Source organism: Nocardia sp. NPDC023733 (assembly GCF_040639775.1).
Lineage (GTDB): Bacteria > Actinomycetota > Actinomycetes > Mycobacteriales > Mycobacteriaceae > Nocardia > Nocardia rosealba.
In genome coordinates this window covers 525,663-542,853 of sequence record NZ_JBFAAN010000003.1, presented here as the reverse complement: position 1 = coordinate 542,853, position 17,191 = coordinate 525,663, and the positions used below count along the sequence as shown (strand labels likewise).

Annotated in this window: 13 protein-coding genes and 1 pseudogene; 7 read left to right on the top strand and 7 right to left on the bottom strand. The window is 68.1% G+C overall.

Going from position 1 to position 17,191, the window contains the following annotated elements:
* The first annotated feature begins 42 nt into the window (after positions 1-42).
* On the top strand, positions 43-402 hold the full coding sequence (locus AB0F86_RS17950; protein WP_356985483.1) for a hypothetical protein: 360 nt from the start codon (positions 43-45) through the stop codon (positions 400-402).
* Here the strand turns inward: AB0F86_RS17950 and AB0F86_RS17945 are convergent.
* Positions 392-1,564, bottom strand: coding sequence for a glycosyltransferase family 4 protein (locus AB0F86_RS17945; RefSeq protein WP_356985482.1), 1,173 nt, complete (start codon positions 1,562-1,564; stop codon positions 392-394). The two genes, AB0F86_RS17950 and AB0F86_RS17945, sit on opposite strands and share 11 nt — an antisense overlap.
* A 139-nt stretch (positions 1,565-1,703) precedes the next feature.
* On the opposite strand from AB0F86_RS17945, the gene AB0F86_RS17940 reads away from it, so the two are divergent.
* On the top strand, positions 1,704-2,495 hold the full coding sequence (locus AB0F86_RS17940; RefSeq protein ID WP_225281537.1) for a class I SAM-dependent methyltransferase: 792 nt from the start codon (positions 1,704-1,706) through the stop codon (positions 2,493-2,495).
* A gap of 1 nt (position 2,496) precedes the next feature.
* On the opposite strand, the gene AB0F86_RS17935 is transcribed toward AB0F86_RS17940, so the two are convergent.
* Positions 2,497-2,793: a hypothetical protein gene (locus AB0F86_RS17935; protein WP_067497182.1), complete on the bottom strand. Its 297-nt coding sequence runs from the start codon at positions 2,791-2,793 to the stop codon at positions 2,497-2,499.
* Positions 2,794-3,004: 211 nt separating this feature from the next.
* On the opposite strand from AB0F86_RS17935, the gene AB0F86_RS17930 reads away from it, so the two are divergent.
* Entirely contained in the window at positions 3,005-4,450 is a 1,446-nt protein-coding gene (locus tag AB0F86_RS17930; protein ID WP_225281538.1) for an aldehyde dehydrogenase, read from the top strand.
* Here AB0F86_RS17930 and AB0F86_RS17925 read toward each other — a convergent pair.
* Both AB0F86_RS17925 and AB0F86_RS17920 read right to left on the bottom strand, forming a co-directional pair.
* Positions 4,447-4,626, bottom strand: a complete 180-nt coding sequence (locus AB0F86_RS17925) for a hypothetical protein (RefSeq protein WP_356985481.1) — start codon at positions 4,624-4,626, stop codon at positions 4,447-4,449. The two genes, AB0F86_RS17930 and AB0F86_RS17925, sit on opposite strands and share 4 nt — an antisense overlap.
* 202 nt (positions 4,627-4,828) lie before the next feature.
* The gene (locus tag AB0F86_RS17920) at positions 4,829-5,779 is read right to left on the bottom strand and encodes a helix-turn-helix domain-containing protein (protein WP_225281540.1); all 951 of its coding nucleotides are present in this window, start codon (positions 5,777-5,779) and stop codon (positions 4,829-4,831) included.
* A 100-nt stretch (positions 5,780-5,879) separates the two neighbouring features.
* On the opposite strand from AB0F86_RS17920, the gene AB0F86_RS17915 reads away from it, so the two are divergent.
* A complete protein-coding gene (locus AB0F86_RS17915) occupies positions 5,880-6,626 on the top strand; it encodes an HD domain-containing protein (protein ID WP_356985480.1) in 747 nt (248 codons plus the stop codon).
* A 54-nt stretch (positions 6,627-6,680) separates the two neighbouring features.
* Here the strand turns inward: AB0F86_RS17915 and AB0F86_RS17910 are convergent, their stop codons facing one another.
* The 3 genes from AB0F86_RS17910 to AB0F86_RS17900 all read right to left on the bottom strand — a co-directional run bounded on the left by AB0F86_RS17910 (position 6,681) and on the right by AB0F86_RS17900 (position 11,277).
* Complete coding sequence (locus AB0F86_RS17910; RefSeq protein WP_067497193.1) at positions 6,681-8,510, bottom strand: phosphoenolpyruvate carboxykinase (GTP); 1,830 nt, start codon at positions 8,508-8,510, stop codon at positions 6,681-6,683.
* A 240-nt stretch (positions 8,511-8,750) separates the two neighbouring features.
* Positions 8,751-10,196 (bottom strand): hypothetical protein, encoded by a 1,446-nt coding sequence (locus tag AB0F86_RS17905; RefSeq protein WP_356985479.1) that lies wholly within the window; start codon positions 10,194-10,196, stop codon positions 8,751-8,753.
* Positions 10,183-11,277, bottom strand: a complete 1,095-nt coding sequence (locus tag AB0F86_RS17900; RefSeq protein ID WP_356985478.1) for a hypothetical protein — start codon at positions 11,275-11,277, stop codon at positions 10,183-10,185. Before AB0F86_RS17900 ends, AB0F86_RS17905 begins: the two co-directional genes overlap by 14 nt.
* A gap of 186 nt (positions 11,278-11,463) precedes the next feature.
* On the opposite strand from AB0F86_RS17900, the gene trmB reads away from it, so the two are divergent.
* From trmB to AB0F86_RS17885, 3 genes and pseudogenes are all read left to right on the top strand, one after another.
* Positions 11,464-12,207: a tRNA (guanosine(46)-N7)-methyltransferase TrmB gene (gene trmB, locus AB0F86_RS17895; RefSeq protein WP_225281545.1), complete on the top strand. Its 744-nt coding sequence runs from the start codon at positions 11,464-11,466 to the stop codon at positions 12,205-12,207.
* Entirely contained in the window at positions 12,204-12,926 is a 723-nt protein-coding gene (locus AB0F86_RS17890; protein ID WP_225281546.1) for an NYN domain-containing protein, read from the top strand. The genes trmB and AB0F86_RS17890 overlap by 4 nt, the downstream gene beginning before the upstream one ends.
* Positions 12,927-15,326, top strand: a pseudogene (locus AB0F86_RS17885) (MMPL family transporter); the annotation flags it as partial.
* Positions 15,327-17,191 lie beyond the last annotated feature (1,865 nt).

Here is a 17,191-nt window from a genome sequence, read left to right as displayed (position 1 = left end):
CGGCCCTGTCAGCGATAACCCACGCCACGAGTCCTGAGATCGGTGCGATACTGGAAGCGCTGGCCGCTGCGCTGCGGCTCGCTGGTGACCGGGGACGATGCACAGATCTATGCCGAACTTGTCGAACTGGGCCTCGGCCGTACGCGAGGCGCCCGAATCTGGAGGAAGTTGATGTCGGTAGACCTGTCGTTCTTCCGCTCCGAGACGTCACAGCGGATTCGCGAAGAGGGGCGCGAAGAGGGCGTCTCAGAGAGCATCATTCGAATTCTGCGGCGGCGCGGAATCGCTGTTTCCGCTGCGGCGGAAAGCAAGATCGTGTCGTGTCACGACCGCGCGCAGCTCGGTGAATGGCTCGATCGGGCGATCGGGGCGCAGACGGTCGACGATGTGTTCAGTGATTGAGGGTTGAGGGGGCTACGAGGCCGGTGGTGTAGGTGCCTCGGGCTGCGGCGGCGAGGACTTCGTAGACGCCGGAACCTGTTTGTTCCCAGGAGAATTCGTGGGCGCGGGCGCGGGCCTTTTCGCCCATCATCGCGCGGGTTTCCGGGTCGGCGAGGAGGTCGGCGGCGGCTCGGGCCAGGGCGGGGGCGTCGTCTACGAGCAGGCCGGTGACGCCGTCGACGATGGAGTCGGTGAGGCCTCGGGAGCTGCGGTAGCCGATGGTGGGTACGCCGTGCTGGGCGGCTTCGATGACGGCCAGGCCCCAGCCCTCTTTGCGGGAGGGCATCACGTGCACCCACGCGGTGGACAGGATCTCGTGCTTGCGGCGTTCGTCGACATGGCCGTGGAAGGTGACGGCGTCGGTGATGCCGAGCTCCTCGGCGCATGCGCGCAGGTTCGGCGCCCACCAGCCGTCGCCGATCACGTCCAGGTGCACGTCGGGGAAGCGTTCGCGCAGCGTGGCGACGGCGGTGAGGGCGTCTTCGATCTGCTTGTGCGGAACGAGACGGGACAGCACGGCGATGCGTGGGTGGGTGGCGCGGGTGCTCGCGCCGCCGGGGACGACCTCGGCGGGCACCGGCTCGGCACCGTTGCGGACGACGGCGATGCGTTCGCGGTCCACCCCGAGCACCGAGAGTTCCTCGGCCGAGGGCAGCGACACCGTGAGGTACTGGTTGTCGCGATGCACGCGCGGCGACAGCTTGGACTCGATCCACCAGCCGATCCGCCCGACCAGCCGCCCGGCGACCGGCCACTGTTCACGGTGGCCGTGGTGCACGAGCACCACCGACGGCACACCGGTTACCGTCGCGAAGAACGGGATGCCGTTCTGGGTGTCGATCACCACGTCGGGCCGCACACCGCGCAGCGGGCCGACACCGAGCCGACCGGCGAGGATGGCGGCCAGCGCGCGCGGGTACACGGTGAAGCGGCCACCGGCGCGGCTGATGTCGATACCGTCGACCCGCTCGCGGCGCGGCGCACCGGGGTACCCGGCCGTACGCAGGGTGACCTTGACCCCACGGGCCGCCAGCTGCGCACCCACCTGCTCCAGGTACCGCTCACTGCCGCCGCCCTGTGGGTGCCCCGTGTCACGCCAGCACAACAGGAGGACTTCACGCACGGTCGGGCTCGCAATCGGATCGGCTTCGGACAAACGTCGGCCACCACCCTAGCGGGTGTGGCCCACGCGACACGGCAATATCACCACCGAACCCGCACACGGCCGCGATGCGCCGCCGCCGAGCCCCTAAACTCCTGCCGTGCCGACCGCATCCCTGCCTAGAACCGACCAGCCGGGCCGAGCCCCCCGCTTCGCCCGTCGCGCCACGCTGCGCCGCTCCCTGCGCCTGCTGACGAGCTTCCGGTTCGAGCAGTCCGACCCGGCCAGGTTCTACGGCGGCATCGCCACCGACAGCGCCGAGCTGATCGACGACTTCTACGCCGACATCACCGGCCGCGATCTCACCGGAACCGTGGTGCTCGACGTGGGTGGCGGACCCGGCTACTTCGCCGACGAGTTCACCGCACGCGGTGCGCGCTATATCTCGGTGGAACCCGACCCGTCGGAGATGCACGCCGCCGGCCTGCGGGTGGCCGGTTCGGTGCGCGGCTCGGGCATGGCACTCCCGTTCCGCGACAACGCCTTCGACGTGTGCTTCTCCTCCAACGTCGCCGAACATGTCCCAGAGCCGTGGGCGATGGCCGACGAGATGGTCCGCGTGACCAAGCCCGGCGGGCTCATCGTCTACTCGTACACGGTGTGGCACGGGCCGTTCGGTGGGCACGAGACCGGACTGTGGCATTACCTCGGCGGCGAGTACGCGGCCCGAAGGTACTTCCGTAAGCACGGTCGTGAACCCAAGAACAGATTCGGCAGGTCGCTGTTCGCTGTCACCGCCGCCGACGGTTTGCGCTGGGCGGCAACGACACCGGCGGACGTGCGAACCGTTTTCCCTCGTTATCACCCGCGCTGGGCGTGGTGGTTGGTTCGGATTCCGGTGATTCGCGAGCTACTCGTGAGCAATCTCGTTGTGGTGGCGACGAAACGGTGATTCAGGCCAGCCAGCTCAATCGCCGCGTCCGGCGCACCGGCTCGGGTAACGCACTGGCCCAGGGGGATTCCTGAATCGCGAGGCCGACGGTCTCCAACGTGGTCAGGCCGACCTGATCGGCGAGCGCCCCGACCATCGCGACCGCCTCAGCGGCCTGAATGGCGGCAGTTGCCTGCTCGATCGTCAGTGTGCGGCCCGGAAGGAATGACACAACCCATCCTCCACTGCCCACACTCTTCGCTTGATGGTCGGTCTGGTCGCTGGTCATCAACGATCGGCCGATCACTTGCACAGCCATGAGTCGGTCTCCCCAATTCGCTGTAAAGGTCCGATGAATCGAGCGAGCTGATCAGTAGCTAAAGCATCCCCTTTTCACCACGAGAACGCAATAGTGCGTTTTCCCGAAAAGCGAACCGACGGGTTGGAATTCGTGCACTTCAGAGTGCCCGCGACCAGGCAAAGTAGAACGTGTTGCAGACAATCCGGCCGCGAAACTGTAACGTGTTCTCATGCACTACGACAGTCTGTTCATCGGCGGCAAGTGGACCACCCCGGCCGGTAGTGACCGCATTCCCGTGGTCTCACCGGCCACCGAGGAGACCGTGGGCAGCGTGCCCGCGGTAACGAAGGACGATGTCGACGCCGCGGTCGCCGCGGCGCGCGACGCCTTCGACAGCGGACCGTGGCCGAAGAAGGATCCACTGGAACGAGCCGAGGTGCTCGGCAAGGCCGCGCGGCTCATCGAGCAGCGTTCCCCGGAATTGCTCGCCGCACTCACGGCCGAGATGGGCGCAACTACGGTAGGCGCCTTGACATTCAACCAAATTCCCGCCGTGGCGGCGCTCGACGCGATAGTCTCGCTCGCTGAGACCTTCCCCTGGAACGAGACTCGGGTCGGCCCGTTCGGAACTACCCGTGTGTCAAGGGAACCGCGCGGTGTCGTCGCCGCTATTACCGCGTGGAATGTTCCGATGTTCCTCGCGGTGAACAAACTCGCGCCCGCATTGCTCGCCGGGTGCACCATTGTGCTCAAACCGTCGCCACTCACCCCGCTCAGCGCGAATATCCTCGCCGATATCTTCACCGAGGCAGGCGTGCCGGACGGCGTGATCTCGGTACTGCCCGCCGAAGCCGAGGCGAGCGAATACCTCGCGGGTCATCCCGGCGTCGACAAGGTGACCTTCACCGGAAGTACCGCCGTCGGACGGAAACTCGCGGCCGTCGCGGGCGAACAACTCAAAACCGTTTCGCTGGAATTGGGCGGTAAGTCGGCCGCCATCATCCTCGACGACGTCGACCTCGCCGCGAGCATTCCCGTGCTCGCCTTCTCCGGGCTGATGAACAGCGGCCAGGGTTGCGTCGCGCAGACCCGCATCCTCGCACCGCGCAGCCGCTACGAAGAGATCCTCGACGCGCTCGTCGCCCACGTGAGCACCCTGAAGACCGGTGACCCGACCGACCCGTCGGTGCAGTTCGGCCCGCTCATCAGCGAGCGGCAGCGCGAGCGTGTGGAGGGCTACATCGCCAAGGGCAAGGCCGAGGGGGCACGGCTGGTCCTCGGCGGCGGCAGGCCCGAGGGCGTGGAGCGCGGCTGGTTCGTCGAGCCGACGATCTTCGCCGACGTGGACAACTCCAGCACCATCGCCCAGGAGGAGATCTTCGGGCCGGTGCTGTCGGTGATCCCCTACGACACCGAGGACGAGGCCGTCGCCATCGCCAACGACTCCGTGTACGGCCTGGCAGGCTCGGTGTGGACCACCGACATCGAACGCGGCGCGAAGATCGCCGCACGGGTGCGCACGGGCACCTACGCGATCAACTGGTATGCCTTCGACCCCACCGCGCCGTTCGGTGGGTACAAGAGTTCCGGCATCGGCCGCGAGAACGGGCCCGAGGGCCTGGACGCCTTCTGCGAGCAGAAGTCGGTGCTGATGCCGATGGGCTGGACCGGCTAGTCCTCCGGCATCGCTACCCGCAGCACCGGCTGGGCCCGTACCTCACCGTTGGCTGGCAGGTCGACCACGTCGACGCGCCATCCGGGTGGCAGGACTCGCTGCAGGCGACCTGCCACCCGGTGCAGTGGTGTGCTCGAGCAGGTGTCGTCCTCCGGGCGGATCACCAGATCGGTCATGCGTCAACCACCTCTCAGCGTCGATCTCAACGGAGTTTGCTCGGGGGATGGTGCGACGTTCACAGAAACCTGACTGGGAATATAGGTGACGGCGATTCCCTTGCCCCAGCGACTCTCTGTCATCGAAATAGATACCCGAAATTCACACGGGGGAATCGTCTTATTTTGTGCCCGAAAGGAAACTCCGCGTCGGGAAAGTGGGTCACTGACGCAATGAACGTCGATATGCGGACGGGGTAAGCCCGGTGGCCGCACGTAAGTGCTCGCGCAGGGCCGTCACACTTCCGAAGCCCGATCGCTGGGCAACCGTCTCCACGGTGAACGTCGTTCGCTCGAGCAGTTCCCTGGCCCGTCCGAGCCGTTGCGCGTCGAGCCAGGCACGCGGTGTGGTGCCGACCTCGGCCTTGAAGCGGCGGATGAAAGTCCGTTCGCTCATCAGCGCGTGCGCGGCCAGCGCGGAGACATCCACCGCGCTCTCGGGATCAGCCGCTGCCCAATCGAGCGTGGCCGCCAGACCACCGTGCGCTGCGACGCGGGCCATCGGCCGCGGAATGTACTGCGCCTGACCACCTTCGCGGTGCGGCGGCACCACATTCCAGCGGGCGAGGTCGGCGGCGGCCGCGGCACCGAGTTCGCGGCGGACGATGTGCAGGCACAGATCCAATCCGGCGGACAGGCCCGCCGAGGTCAGAATGTCGCCGTCGTCGACGTAAAGGGCGGTGGGATCGAGTTTCACGGCCGGGTACAGCTGGGCGAATTCGTCGCAGTAGCCCCAGTGGGTGGTGGCCGGGCGGCGGTCGAGCAGCCCGGCCTCGGCCAGGATGAAGGCGCCGACACAGATACTGGCGATCGTGGCGCCGCGGGCGGCGGCCGCGCGCAAGGCGTCGAGTACCGGTTGCGGGGTCGGCATGGTCGGCAGGCCGATGCCCGGGACCACGATCAGATCGGCGTCGGCGAGCAGCTCGAGGCCGTGCTCCACCCGCAGCTCGAAGCCGTTCGGCGTCCACACCGGGCCGGGACGCACACCGCAGGTGCGCATGTCGAAGCCGGCAGGCTCGCCGGTTCGGCCAGGTCCGTGGCGGAAGATCTGGACCACGCAGGCGAGGTCGTAGGTCATCACGCCGTCCAGGGCGAGTGCGGCCACCGAGATCACTCCACGAGTTTGGCACGAATCCGGGCAGTGCTGGCATGTCTGCCACTCGTTCCGTCGCTCCGGTCCGGCTTTGCTTGACGTAAGCGACAAGGGAGATCTGATGACGAATCCGGCAGGCCTCGACTGGACCTGGGCACAGCGCACCGGCGGAAACCTCACCGCGGCGCAGCGCCGTCGGCTGTTGACCGTACTCGCGCGCACCGTGCCGAAATTCGTGCCGGGACGGCTGCGCCTGGCACTCGGCCTGCGCGGCACCGGACGCGTCGACGACGTGCGCCTCCCGGACACCCGGCTCGCCAGAGAGGCGGAACTACATGCGCGCGAACAGCTTTCGGAGGCATTGCTCGCGCATTCGTTCCGCACCTACTTCTTCGGTCGCGCCCTCGCCGACCTCGACGGCGCCGAGTACGACGAGGAAATCGCCTACGTCTCCTGCCTGCTGCACGACATCGCCCTCGAAACCCCAACGCCTGGACGGTGTTTCGCGGTGGTCGGCGGGGAGAGCGCGGTCGGCCTCGCGCAGCGCCACGGCGCCTCCGCCGAACGGGCCGCGATCATCGGTGCGGCCATCGCCGCCCATCTCACCCCTGGCATCGCGGCGGACCTCGGCGATCCGGGTGGTTTCGTCTCCGCGGGCGCGTCGGTGGACGTGCTCGGCGACCGGTTGGCCGACCTCGATCCCCGATGGGTCGGCGAACTGCTCGCCCGGCACCCGCGCCACCAGCTGAAGAAGCACCTCGCCGCGGTGTTCGCCGCCGAGGCCGCCGCGGTCCCCGAAGGGCGGGTGGCCTGGCTGACGTCGACCGGATTCACCCAGTTCGTCAGGTTCGCGCCTTTCCCCGAATAGAACGAAACCGCCCGCACCGGAGATCGGTGCGGGCGGTTCGTTGTTCGGGGGGGATCAGCCGAGGCGCTGCTTGAGGGCCTCGAACTCGTCGCGGACACCCGAGGGGAGGCGGTCGCCGATGAACTCGAACCACTCCTCGATCGACGGGATCTCCTGGCGCCACTCGTCGGCGTTCACCGCGAGGGCCTCGTCGACGTCGGCCGGGTCGACATCGAGGCCGTCCAGGTCGAGGTCGGCGGCCGTGGGGACGTGGCCGACGGGGGTGGACGACGCACCGGTCGAACCCTCGATGCGGCCGACGATCCACTCCAGCACGCGGGAGTTCTCACCGAATCCGGGCCACAGGAAGCGGCCGTCGGCGCCACGACGGAACCAGTTGACGTAGAAGATCTTCGGCAGCTTGGTCGAGTCGGCGTTCTTGCCCAGCTCGATCCAGTGGTCGAGGTAGTCGCCCACGTGGTAGCCGAGGAACGGCAGCATCGCCATCGGGTCGCGGCGGACGGTGCCCACCTGGCCCTCGGCGGCGGCGGTCTGCTCCGAGCCCATGGTCGCGCCCATGAACACGCCGTGCTCCCAGCCGAACGACTCGGTCACCAGCGGGACGGTGGTCTTGCGGCGACCGCCGAACAGGATGGCCGAGATCGGCACGCCCTGCGGGTCGTCCCACTCGGGGGCCAGGATCGGGCACTGCGACATCGGGGTGCAGTAGCGCGAGTTCGGGTGCGCGGCGTGCGTGCCGGACTCGGGGGTCCAGTCGTTGCCCTTCCAGTCGATGAGGTGCTGCGGGTCGCCTTCCAGGCCCTCCCACCACACATCGTTGTCGTCGGTCTGGGCGACGTTGGTGTAGACGGTGTTGCCCGCGTCGATGGTTGCCATCGCGTTGGGGTTGGAGCTGTGGTTGGTGCCCGGCGCCACGCCGAAGAAACCGAACTCCGGGTTCACCGCGTAGAGGCGGCCGTCCTTGCCGAAACGCATCCAGGCGATGTCGTCGCCGAGGGTCTCCGCGCGCCAGCCGGGAATGGTCGGCTGGATCATCGCCAGGTTGGTCTTACCGCAGGCGCTGGGGAACGCGGCGGCGATGTAGTAGGCCTTGTTCTCGGGCGAGATCAGCTTGAGGATCAGCATGTGCTCGGCCAGCCAGCCCTCGTCGTGGGCCATCGCCGAGGCGATGCGCAGCGAGTAGCACTTCTTGCCGAGCAGGGCGTTGCCGCCGTAGCCCGAGCCGTAGGACCAGATCTCGCGGTCCTCGGGGAAGTGGGTGATGTACTTGGTGTCGCTGCACGGCCACGGCACGTCGGCCTGGCCCTCGGCCAGCGGAGCGCCGACCGAGTGCAGCGCCTTCACGAACGGACGGTCGGTGCCGAGCTTGTCCAGCGCCGCCTGGCCCATCCGCGTCATCACGCGCATCGAGACCACCACGTACTCGGAGTCGGTGATCTCCACGCCCAGCTTGGGGTCCTCGGCGCCGAGCGGGCCCATGCAGAACGGCACCACGTACATGGTGCGGCCCTTCATCGAGCCGCGGTACAGCTCGGTCATGGTGGCGCGCATCTCGGCGGGGTCGACCCAGTTGTTGGTCGGGCCCGCGTCGGCCTCGGTCTTGGAGCAGATGTAGGTGCGCGATTCCACGCGGGCCACATCGGAGGGGTCGGACAGGGCGAGGAAGGAGTTCGGTTTCTTCTTCTCGTCGAGCTTCTTGAAGGTGCCCGCTTCGACCAGCTGCGTGGTCAGGCGATCCCATTCCGCGTCGGAGCCGTCGGCCCAGACAACGCGGTCAGGCTGAGTGAGCTCTGCGACTTCCTGTACCCAGGCGAGCAGTTCACTGTGCTCGGTCGGCGCGGTGCCGTCGGATCCACGAAGACCAGGAATGGTCGCTGAGGTCATGAAAACTCTCCTGAGATGGGCGGGGGCGCCACCGTGGCGGGAAGACGTCCGGCAGCGAACCAGCCACCGCACAACCCCAATGGACGGCGTACAGGGCCGTACACGGACGGAGGCCGCGCATCGACTGGCACGGAGCAGGACGCCCAGGTTCCTGCTTAAAGGTTAACGCGATATGACGATCGATAAGGAATCGGGTTCGCCCAACCTAGTACCCATCGGCGGGTGGACCAATCGTTCTCGTCACACCTTGTCGAGTGTCTCGATATCGCGTTCGCAAGCGGAAAGTTGTGCAGGCCGCTCGGCGGCGAGGCGCCGGACGAGCGTGTCGAGCTCGGCGATACGCCGGTCCACAGCCACCGCGCGGGTCGTGGATTCGCGGACGACATGTTCGGCCAGCTCCGCCTCCACGTCCACCAGGACGGCCGCGACACGCTGCTCGAGCTGGGCTTTCACATTCACCAGCGCCTCCGACACCCACTGTGACATGTGACTGCGTTCGGCCAGTTGTCCGCGCGCACGCACCACCCATGCCGCCGCACCGGCACCGAGCAGCAACGCCACCGGCACGCTCGCCACGTCGAGCGTCGGCACCAGCGACAGCGGCGCGACGATCAACCGGCCTAGACCGACACCGGCCGACGCGCCGAGCGCGATCACCAGGTGATCTTCGACACCACGATGCCTCGGCGTGGGTTCCGGACCCACTCGGGGCGCCGCGTCGTAGCGGCGCTGGGCGGGTGCGGCGGTGCCGACACGCCGCGCGGTCTCGAGTACGCGCTCGTCGATGACGGCGTCGACCGCGGCCGACAGCTCACCGGCGGCCTGCTGCAAGCGCTCGGGGTAGGCGCGCAGTTCGGTGCGGTCGCAGCGGTCGAGTTCGGTGCGTGAGCGCATGTGCAGGGCCCGGACCATGGCCCCGACCTCGGTCGACAGGTCGACGCGCGCCAGCTGCACCTGGCTGCGCACCGCTGCCAGACCGGTCTGGCGGCCGCCGTCGCGTTCGGCGAGCAGGGCGACCCGTTCCTCCCTGATGCGTGCGGTCTCGGCGCCCGCGCGCAGTGCCGCGATCTGCTCGGCGATGCGCGCCCTGGTGTCGGCGAGCACGCGGGCGAGCACGGCGGCACGGCGTCGGGCGCCGTCGACCGGGGTCTGTGCGGTGGCCGCGGCGAGGGCGGCGTGCAGGGCGCCGAGACCGGAGCGGTCGAGCAGGGCGGAGTCGTCGGCGGTGCGGGCGGCGGCGGCCAGCCGGGCCGAGACGGCGAGAATGTCGAGGTCGTCGCTGCCGCGGGCGGCGAGCAGGGCGAGGCTGCGTTCGCGCATCGCACGCCAGTCCTGGTAGGCGTGGAAGCCGTTCATGGCGAGCAGGATCGGGGCGCCCGCGCCGCGCAGGCGGTCGATGAGGGCGAGCAGGTCGGCACCGATCACGCTGCCCGCGTCGAACAGGATCAGGGCCGGGGCGGGTTCGGTGGTCGGGGTGGCCGGGTCGATCAGGTCGATGCGCGGTTCGAAGCGGGCCAGTTCGGTGCGCAGCAGGGTGGTGTTGGCGTCGTCGGGGGCGTAGAACAGCACGCTCGCGGCGGCGCCGGAACCGGCCATCGCCCGCAGCAGCGCCTTGCCCTGCGGATTCCATCGTTCGATGACGGCGTCGACGTCGGCGGGCAGTGCGGCCTCGTCAGAGTCCGGCACTGCTCATCCGCTCCCAGGCTCTGATGTACCCGTTGTGCACGCGCAGGGCGGCGCGGCGGGCGGCGGGCGGCATATCGCTCGACACCACGGCCCGCCAGCGGGTGGCGCGCGAGAGCGCCTCGTCGGCGTCGCCGGGCGCGGGCGAGGGATATCCGGCGGCCAGGTGGGCGACCTGCGGGCAGGCCAGACCCGCGCACAAACCGATCCACAAGGCCTCGTCACCGGCCAGGTACTGCTCGATCAGCGCGCGGGCGCGCCCGCCGTCACCGGGGACGGCGCGCGCGGCCAGCCGGACCAGCTCGTCGAGCAGTTCGCCCCCGCGCACGGCTTCGACCTGCTCGTAGCGGCGGTGGACCAGCCGGTGCAGCGGGTCGATGCCGCCTGCGGAGTGCAGGATCTGGATCAGCGCGGCGGAGGTGAGATCCGGGTCGGCGCGCAGCGCGGTGAGCGCGCAGTCCACGCCGTAGAGGTCCCAGTTCTCGATGAGGCGCCTGCGGGCGTCCTGATCGGAACCGGCACCGATGAAAAGGTCAGCGGCCAGCACCGACGGCACGTCCGGGCCCACCGCGAGCCTGCGCAGATCGCTCAGATCAGCCGCGTCGACACTGCCCGCGCGGGTACGCGCCGCCAGCGAGGCGACCACCGGAACCACCGGCAAGCGCAGCTCACGGGCGAACCGTTCGGCGGCCGCCACGGCGTCGCCCCAGCGCGCACCCATCGCGTCCGCCTTGTTCAGCACCACGATGCTGCGGTCCCTGGGCAGCGTTTCCAGTACCCGCAAATCGGCCGCCTGCGGCGCGCCTGCCAGCACATACACCACCAGATCACCGTCGAGCACCGGATCGGGCAGCTCGGGCTGGTCGACCGGGTCGGTCTCCTGCGCGGACAGCAGTGCCAGCGCCGCGAGGACGGTGGTCCGGCCGCTGAGCGCGCGCCCCGCCACCTGGATCCGCAGCGGCCTACGTCTGCGGTGTACTGCCTCGACGAGCCGCTCGGCGATCACCGGGTCGGTTCCCCCGCCTGCGCCGAGGTCCGAGATCAGCTGATCGAGCTGGTCGGACGGCCGTGTCTGTGCGGTCATGGTCCCTGTCGGCATTTGCGCGCACCCCCTTTTCGGAGGGCATTCTGTCAGATCCGGCGTGAGGCGGCTGCGACGTAACTCGGCGCATGCTGGACAATGGACGACGTGAACGACGCCGCCAACCACCCTGTCGAGTCGGTTCCCGGGCCGCCGTCCACTGCCCCGGAGCACCTGAAGCTCTCGGAGATGCCGAACGAAGCGGGCCGCCGCTCGACCACCGGATCCCGGCTCTACCCCCGCGTGACGAGCTTCCGCTCGCGCCGAGGGGCATTGACGCCCAACCAGCAGGCCTCCTGGGAACGTACCTGGCCGGTGATCGGCCGGGACGTGTCCAACGAGCCCATCGACGCCGACGCCTGGTTCGGACGAAGCGCCCCGCTGGTCATCGAGATCGGTTGCGGAACCGGCACCGCCACGGCCGCCATGGCCAAGGCCGAGCCGCACCTGAACCTCATCGGCATCGAGGTCTACAAACCGGGTCTGGCCCAGCTGGTGCAGCAGGTGGAACGCGAGGAGATCGGCAATATCCGGTTGCTGCGCGGTGACGCCGTCGACGTGCTGGAGAACATGGTTGCCCCGGAGTCGCTGACCGGTGTGCGCGTGTTCTTCCCCGACCCGTGGCCCAAGGCCCGCCACCACAAGCGCCGGCTGCTGCAGGCGCCGACCTTCGCGCTGATCGCGAGCAGGCTGCAGCCGGGCGGTGTGCTGCACGTGGCGACCGACCACGCCGACTACGCCGAACACATTCTCGAAGTAGGCTCACAGGAACCGCTGCTCACCGGCCTGAACGACACCACAGGTGGCGACAGCGCGGCCAACCGCGACACCGCGCCGATCGGTTTCGACCGGCCGGTCACCAAGTTCGAGGGCAAAGGCCTGCGTGCCGGAAGCGTCATCAACGAGTTCATATGGGGGAAGATCGAGAGATGAGCGTGAGTGAGATCGCCCCCGAGATGCCGGAACTCGATCAGTCAGGTGCCGGCGCCGAGGCGTTGAGCGGTTCCGGGCCCGATGTCCGGCGTGTCCTGCTCGTCTGGGACGCGCCGAACCTCGACATGGGACTCGGCGCCATTCTCGGTGGACGTCCCACGGCCGCTTATCGTCCCCGCTTCGACGCGCTCGGCCGCTGGCTGCTCGCCAAGACCGCCGAGCTGTCGGTGGGTTCCAAAACCCGCATCGAAGCCGAAGCAACCGTCTTCACCAATATCGCCCCCGGCACCGCCGACGTGGTCCGCCCCTGGGTCGAGGCATTGCGCAACGTGGGTTTCGCGGTCTTCGCCAAGCCGAAGATCGACGAGGACTCCGACGTCGACGCCGACATGCTCGCCCACATCGCCATGCGGGCACGGCACGGCGGACTGGCAGGCATCATGGTCGCCTCCGCCGACGGCCAAGCCTTCCGCGAACCACTGGAAGCCATCGCCGCCAAGGGAACCCCAGCTCACGTGCTCGGATTCCGTGAGCACGCGAGTTGGGCTGTCACTTCCGATACTCTCGAGTTCGTCGACCTCGAGGACATCCCGGGAGTTTTCCGGGAACCGCTACCGCGGGTGAGCCTCGATTCGCTGCCCGACGAGGGCGCATGGTTGCAGCCCTTCCGGCCGCTTTCTGCGCTACTCACATCTCGCCCTGGTCAAGGAGTCGCTTAAGTGTTCACCCGCTGGGGCGATCTGGTCTATCGGTTCCGATTCGCCGTCATCGGTGTGGTCGGGGCCGCCTTGTTGGCGCTCGGTGGTTTCGGCTTCGGGCTGGAGGACCACCTCAGTTCCAGCGGGTTGGACGATCCGAATTCGGAATCCTCGCAGGCAGCGCGGATTTCCGATGGGGCGTGGGGCCGTAACCACGATTCCGACATCGTCGTCATGTACAACGCCCCCGAGGGCAAAACGATCGACGACCCGGAATTCAGCCAGAAGATTGTCGAAAATCTGGCCGGTCTGACGGCGAAATACCCGGATTCGATCGACAGTATCGTCGGTGCGTACTGGCGTATCGACGGCAAGGTGCCCACCGTGCCGTCGACCTTCGGGTCCAAGGACAAGAAGCACGCCTTCACCGCCATCCGGCTCAAGGGCAACAACGACACCGAGACTCTGCGCAGCTACCGCGCGACCAAGGACGCCTTCGACGTTCCTGGCGTCGACACCGAGGTCTCCGGTCTGCAGGGCATGGCGGGCACGCTCAACGACACGATCGCGCACGACACCAAACGCATGGAATTGCTGGCGATTCCCGCCGTCGGCGTGCTGTTGTTCTTTATCTTCGGCGGCATCGTCGCGGCCGCGCTTCCGCTGATCATCGGCGGGCTCACCATCCTCGGCGCCAACGGCATCATCATGGCGTTGACTCATGTCACCGAGGTGAATTCATTCGTCACCGGCGTCGTCTCGATGATCGGTCTCGGTCTGGCGATCGACTACGGGCTTTTCATAGTCAGCCGGTTCCGGGAGGAATTGGCCGAGGGTTACGACACGCGTGCCGCCGTACGGCGTTCGGTGATGACGGCCGGTCGGACCGTCGTGTTCTCGGCGACGATGATCGTGGCCAGCCTCGGCGGCATTCTGCTGTTCCCGCAGGGCTTTCTGCGGTCCATCGCCTATGGCACCATCGCGACCGTCACCTTGGCCGCGCTCACCGCCATCACCATCCTGCCCGCGATGCTGGCCATTCTCGGTCCGCGCGTGGACATGCTCGGTCTCAAGCGTTTCCGCAAGGACAAAACCGCGGAGGAGATCGAGAACGGCTTCTGGGGCAACCTCACCCGGTGGGTGATGAAGCATCCGCTCAAGATCGCCATCCCGATCACCATCGGTCTGCTGCTGCTCATCATCCCGGTGAAGGACTTGGCCTTCGGCGGCATCAACGAGAAGTACTTGCCGCCCGACAACGAGACTCGTCTGGCGCTCGAACACTTCTACGAGGTGTTCCCGATGAAGAAGACCGATCCGATCGAGATCGTGTTCGTCGGCGAAGACACCAACGCGATCGGCGCCGCCTGGAAGGCCGCGAACAAGGCTCCCGGGCTGGTCGGTCCATTCGGGGTGCCGTCCACGGCCCCCACCGACAAAACGATCTACCGGACTTCGGCGACGCTCGTCGACTCCGACGAAGCCAATCAGACCATCGACTACCTGCGGGCGATCGAAACCCCCGACAACGTGCAGATGTACGTGGGCGGCCAGCCGGCGATCATGAAGGACAGCATCGACGCGCTGCTCGATCGCATGCCGTTGATGATCGCGTTGGTGCTGCTTGTCACCACGATTCTGATGTTCCTGACCTTCGGCTCACTCGTGCTGCCGATCAAGGCCGCCGTGATGAGCGCACTCGGTCTCGGGTCCACGCTCGGCATCCTGACCTGGATCTTCATCGACGGTCACGGGTCCGGCATCCTGAACTTCACTCCGCAACCGATCAGTGCGCCGGTGCTGGTGTTGATCATCGCGATCATCTACGGCTTGTCGACCGACTACGAGGTCTTCCTGCTCTCGCGCATGGTCGAGGCCCGCGCGCAAGGTGCGTCGACCACCGAGGCAGTACGCATCGGTACCGCCCAGACGGGGCGCATCATCACCGCCGCCGCGCTCATCCTGCTGGTCGTCACCGGTGCGTTCGCGTTCTCCGATCTGGTGATGATGCAGTACATCGCCTACGGCATGATCGCGGCGCTGTTCATCGACGCGACCATCCTGCGCATGCTGCTCGTGCCCGCGATCATGAAGCTGCTGGGCGACGACTGCTGGTGGGCGCCCAAGTGGATGAAGCGGATCCAGGAGAAGGTCGGCCTTGGCGAGCCCATTCTCGACGACGAGCGCCCGGACAAGGGCGCGGTCGTCGACCTGGTGAAAACCACCCCGATCACCGACCCCCCGACCATGCAGATGGTCTCCGTCCCCGACGCCAAACTGGCCAAGACACCGCGTCGTCCGCGCACGGTGGCCGAGATCGAGGCCGAGGCGCCGACTCAGCGCATCGACAAGATCACCGAGTCCGCCGAACCGGCTCGGCCGCGCAAGCCGATGTCGCCGGATCCCACGCGGCCGCGCGCGTCGATGCTTTCGGGTGAGCCGACGCGGGTGCTGCCGGTTGTGCAGCCCGGTTCGGCGAAGCCTGTCGGCGCCGACGACGAGCCGACGCAGATGCTGCCTGCGGTGAAGCCGGATTCCCCCGCCCCTGAGCAGGGCAGCGAAAATCGTCCTGGCCGTGGGGATTCGGGCATGTCTACCGGATCGCCCGAAGACGGGTCGAACCGTGGGGGTACGGCCGCCCCTGGCGAGCCGACCGCGTTCCGATCGGAACATGGGGAAACAGGCGCCCCTGGGGACCCGACCGCGTTCCGATCGGGACGTGGGGATACAGGCGCTTCCGGGGAGTCGACTGCGATCCGGCCGGATCATGGTGCGGTCGCGCCTGTGGATCCGGCAGCTGGAAACCGTTCCCACCACCAGGCTTTCGGCACAGGTCCCGGCACGCCCGCCCACGACTCGGCTGCCGGAGACGATCAGAGCTACCCGAGCTCGACACCCGTCGATTCAGCCGCGGAGAACCATTCGGGCCGTGCGGAATTCGGTGCCGACGGCGTGATCGGCGGTTCCGGACCGGCCGATGTGGCAGGCCCCGTCGATGGTGTGATCGGCGGTCTCGACCTGCCCGATTCCAGGGGCAGCGGGCCCGCGCCGCGCGGTTCGGAGCGAGTCATGCCGCCTGCGGGATACAGCCCGACGACGCCTCGTATCTCGACGCCCGGCACGCCTGTCGGTGATGAATTCCCCACGGGCACACCCGAATCCCGACCGAGCATCGTCGCGCCCGCTCGGCCGAGCACCGACACGCCGCGGCCGGTGACGCCGAGCATCGTGAACACGCCGCCTCCCGTGACACCGCCATCGGGCATCGTGAACACGCCGCCTCCCGTGACACCGCCATCGGGCATCGTGAACACGCCGCCTCCGGTGACGCCACCGCCCAGCATCACGCACCCGCCGACACCGCATCCGGTGTCGCGTCCTTCCGATTTCCCGGCGGGCGGAACCTTCAACGGGTTCACTCCGCTCCCGCGAACCGGCGAGGACGCGGGTCGCGCATCGCAGGATGCACCGGAACCGCAGGCACCCGCCGCTGACCGGATCAGCCGACCCGCTACGGAAGATGCTGCACGCCAACCGGACTCACGTCCGCAGGGTTTCGTTCCGCCCCAGCCCGATCTGACCGCGACTCCCGGTGCTCACCGCGCGGATGCGCAGCAGGCCGCCGAGCCTGCGTCAGACCTTCCGGAATTCCCGGATCTCCCGATGCGCCGCCCCGCGCCCGACGAACGCGACGCGCAACCGCAGACCCCGGCTGCCCAGAACGTCTTCGGCACTCCGGTTCCCGTCGACCCACAGCAACTCCCGTGGACCGACGGTGTCCCGGATGATGCGCCGACCGCCGAGGCAGCGGAGCCGCCGATGTCGGCCGGTGCGTCGTCGATGTGGGCGTCGATCGACAATGCGCGACGTTCCGCGCAAATAGGTTCCCCGGACAACGCGCAATCGGCCGAGAGCCGTACGCCGCAGGACCCTGCCGCGCGGGAACAGTCTGCGGCACAATCGGATACGAGCCGCTCGCCGAACGTTCTGCATCCTCAGGTCGCACCGCCCGGATTCACGCCGGTGTCTGCCGCGGAGGCCACGTCGCCGGAATCGCGTCCGGCCGAGCCGGTGACTCCTGCGAACGACGATCCCGAAACCGCCCCCTTCACCGCAGCCGACGAGGCGAGCGACCAGGGCGCCACCGGTGGTCACGCGACCGGTGAAGGCTCGCAGACGGCAGGTGGATGGCAAGCGCCGCCCGGATTCACTCCGATCCCGAATTCCGATGCGGCAGAACCGTCGTCACCGCCCGCCCCGGACGCGAACGGTGCGGCCTCCTCGGA

Coding starts and splice junctions, on each gene's coding strand:
- AB0F86_RS17910 (WP_067497193.1), bottom strand. CDS start 8,510: ATGACCTCAGCGACCATTCCTGGTCTTCGTGGATCCGACGGCACCGCG.
- AB0F86_RS17890 (WP_225281546.1), top strand. CDS start 12,204: ATGAGCGTGAGTGAGATCGCCCCCGAGATGCCGGAACTCGATCAGTCA.
- AB0F86_RS17930 (WP_225281538.1), top strand. CDS start 3,005: ATGCACTACGACAGTCTGTTCATCGGCGGCAAGTGGACCACCCCGGCC.
- AB0F86_RS17935 (WP_067497182.1), bottom strand. CDS start 2,793: ATGGCTGTGCAAGTGATCGGCCGATCGTTGATGACCAGCGACCAGACC.
- AB0F86_RS17915 (WP_356985480.1), top strand. CDS start 5,880: ATGACGAATCCGGCAGGCCTCGACTGGACCTGGGCACAGCGCACCGGC.
- AB0F86_RS17925 (WP_356985481.1), bottom strand. CDS start 4,626: ATGACCGATCTGGTGATCCGCCCGGAGGACGACACCTGCTCGAGCACA.
- trmB (WP_225281545.1), top strand. CDS start 11,464: ATGCCGAACGAAGCGGGCCGCCGCTCGACCACCGGATCCCGGCTCTAC.
- AB0F86_RS17900 (WP_356985478.1), bottom strand. CDS start 11,277: ATGACCGCACAGACACGGCCGTCCGACCAGCTCGATCAGCTGATCTCG.